Consider the following 2,797-nt stretch of genomic DNA (forward strand, 5'->3'; position numbering starts at 1 on the left):
GCCTTTCCCGACGGTCACCTGGGGCAGGCCGGACAGGTCGGTTTCGTCTACGCCCCGGACACCATGTCGCTCCTCACGCGTGAGGAGACGCCCTCCTACCGCGCCCTGCAGGGGGAGGAGTTCGACGACCTACGCATCTGGGTGGGCAAGGAGCCGTCGGAGAGGCGCGCACTGTAGGTGCCGGCCCGGACGGTGCACGGCCCGGCCGGCGGGATCGAGGGAGCGGCGCTGGCCTACACCGACGTCACCGACTACATGCGGGCCATGAGCGTCAAGGACGAGTTCGTGGCTTCGGTGTCCCACGAGCTCCGGACGCCGCTGACCTCCGTGTTGGGCACCTGGAGATGCTCACGTCAGGGCGTGACCTCCCTGTCGACGCTGCTGTGCGGCTCAAGGTCATCGAGCGCAACGCTGTCCGCCTCGACGACCTGGTCTCGAACCTCCTCCAGGTCGCCAGGGGCCCGAAGCCGTCATGCACGTCGTCCGTGCGAGGTTGCGACGTCGCCACGCTCGTTCGTGAGGCAGTGGCGTCGGCGCGGCCGATGGCCGGCCGTGCGGGCGTGCACCTGGAGCTGCACAGTCCAGGTTCGCTGGTCTGCGAGGTGGACGCGCATCGCCTGCGCCAGGTGCTGGACAACCTCATGTCCAACGGCGTCAAGTACACCGACCGGGGCGGCTCGGTCCGGCTGACCCTCGAGCAGGTCGCGGACGGCATCGAGCTGGAGGTGGCGGGCACCGGCATCGGGATCAGCGCTGACGACGTCGAGAAGCTGTTCACCCGGTTCTTCCGTGCCTCCGCAGCGCAGGCCAGGATGACGCCCGGCACGGGGCTCGGGCTGTCCATCGTGCGCTCCATCGTCAACGCACACGGGGCCGGGTGAGCGTCCAGAGCCAGGTCGGGCGCGGGAGCCGTTTCCGGGTGTTTCTTCCACACGGGCCACTGCTGGGTGGACGGGGAACCGGCACGTGATCGCGTCCGTCGACCGTCGCCGCGAGGCGCTGCGATTGGACCCGCCGCGCCGCTCTTTGTGAGAATGCCGCGCATGCCTGCCCCCCGAAGGATGACCGCGCTCGTTCGCCGTACGACTGCGCTTGCCTGCCTCGCGGCCCTGGCCGCCTGCTCAGGCACTGCGGGCGCCGATCTGGCGGAAGCGGACTTCGAGGACGGCAAGGGCATCAGCGCCGCCGTGCTGCCGCAGCTCTCCGCCCCCGGCGAGGACGCGGAGAAGTCCACGGACGCCGAGTTCGTGGTCGACGTCAGCATCGAGGGCGCCGACGCCGGACGCAGGGTCGAGCTGCAGGTGCCCGACGGGGACGACTGGACGACCGAGGACACGGGCGAGACGGACGCCGAGGGACGTGTGGCGCTGACCGTTGCCGAGCCGGGGGAGCTCAGGGTCGTCTCCGGCGGGGACGCCCCTGTCGGCGTCAGGCTGTCCACCGACGAGGTCCCCGAGCCCTCGTTCACTGACGAGTTCGACTCCCTCGACACCGCCGCGTGGGGGACCCGGGACCAGGGCTATGCCGGCGTGCGCATGTGCTCACGTGCCTCGGACGAGGGCAGGGAAGTCGTGGACGGCGTGCTGCGCCTCAGCGTCCTGGACGACCCGGACAAGGGCACCTGCCGGGTGAAGGGCAAGCCGTACGCCTACCGGCTCAACGGCCACCTCGGCAGCGCCTACAGCTTCACCTACGGCCACGCTGCCGCCCGTATCAAGTTCCAGCCGTTGCGCGGTCAGCACGGCTCCTTCTGGCTCCAGGGCTTCGGCCCGGAGCCGACGGGGGATGCCAAGCTCACCGGCGCCGAGATCGACATCATCGAGTACTTCGGCGACGACCACCCCGACGGTGGCCTCACCAGCTTCGTCTACTGGCACCCGACTGCAAAGGGTGAGACGGCCGGTGGCTGGCTGCCCGACCCGGAGAAGCTCGGGGACGACTGGTCCAGCAAGTTCCACGTCTTCTCCGTGGAGTGGACGCCGGAGCAGTACGTCTTCCGCATCGACGGCCAGGTCACCAACACCATCAAGCAGGGCGTCTCGGGCGTGCCGGAGTACCTCATCATCAGCCTGCTCAGCTCCGACTACGAGCTCCAGCACCTGGAGGGCGACGACAACCTGCCCCAGCACATGGACGTCGACTGGGTGAAGGTCTGGTCCCCGCCGGCTGCCTGAGGCCGGGGCCCTCCTCGGCGGGCTCGCCCCTCCTCGGAGGGCTCGCTGACGCCCAAGCAGATCCCGCGCAACGCGAAAGGGCCCGACGGAGTCCGCCGAGCCCTTCTGCCGCGCGTGCGTGATCAGCTGGCGCTGTTGATCATCCCGGCGCCGACGGTCACGCCGGTGGCCTCGTCAATCAGGATGAAGGACCCGGTGGTGCGGTTCTTCGAGTAGGGGTCGCAGAGCAGGGGCACGGTGGTGCGCAGCTGGACGCGGCCGATCTCGTTGAGACCGAGACCCTTGGCAGCGACGTCCTCGGTGTCACGGTGCAGGCTGTTGACGTCGAGGCGGTACTGGATGTCCTTGACCATCGCCCGCGCGGTGCGCGTCGTGTGCTTGATCTGGAGCTTCTGGCGGGGTCGCAGCGGCTCGTTGGTCATCCAGCAGACCATCGCGTCGATGTCCTGGCTCGGCTTCGGGGCGTTCTTGACGCGCGCGATCATGTCGCCGCGCGAGACGTCGACGTCGTCGGACAGGCGCACGGTCACCGACATCGGCGGGAATGCCTCGTCGACCTCGGTGTCGCGGTGCAGGCTGTTGACGTCGAGGCGGTACTGGATGTCCTTGACCATCGCGCGGGC

At 69.4% G+C, this 2,797-nt stretch carries 2 protein-coding genes and 2 pseudogenes; 3 read left to right on the forward strand and 1 reads right to left on the reverse strand.

Features of this window, described 5'->3' with window-relative positions:
* Positions 1–264: 264 nt before the first annotated feature.
* The 3 genes and pseudogenes from JWN68_RS19295 to JWN68_RS09095 form a co-directional block, all read left to right on the forward strand.
* Positions 265–333, forward strand: a pseudogene (locus JWN68_RS19295) (histidine kinase dimerization/phospho-acceptor domain-containing protein); the annotation flags it as partial.
* Positions 334–344: 11 nt separating this feature from the next.
* Entirely contained in the window at positions 345–881 is a 537-nt protein-coding gene (locus JWN68_RS09090; RefSeq protein WP_297737859.1) for a HAMP domain-containing sensor histidine kinase, read from the forward strand.
* A gap of 162 nt (positions 882–1,043) precedes the next feature.
* Positions 1,044–2,174, forward strand: coding sequence for a family 16 glycosylhydrolase (locus JWN68_RS09095; RefSeq protein ID WP_297737861.1), 1,131 nt, complete (start codon positions 1,044–1,046; stop codon positions 2,172–2,174).
* Positions 2,175–2,296: 122 nt separating this feature from the next.
* Here JWN68_RS09095 and JWN68_RS09100 read toward each other — a convergent pair.
* Positions 2,297–2,797, reverse strand: a pseudogene (locus tag JWN68_RS09100) (hypothetical protein); the annotation flags it as partial.

Origin of the sequence: Nocardioides sp., assembly GCF_025964975.1 — a bacterium.
Taxonomy (GTDB): domain Bacteria; phylum Actinomycetota; class Actinomycetes; order Propionibacteriales; family Nocardioidaceae; genus Nocardioides.

What these genes read in the sequence shown, in the direction of transcription:
- JWN68_RS09090 (WP_297737859.1), top strand. Translation starts at nt 345, where the DNA reads ATGCTCACGTCAGGGCGTGACCTCCCTGTCGACGCTGCTGTGCGGCTC.
- JWN68_RS09095 (WP_297737861.1), top strand. Translation starts at nt 1,044, where the DNA reads ATGCCTGCCCCCCGAAGGATGACCGCGCTCGTTCGCCGTACGACTGCG.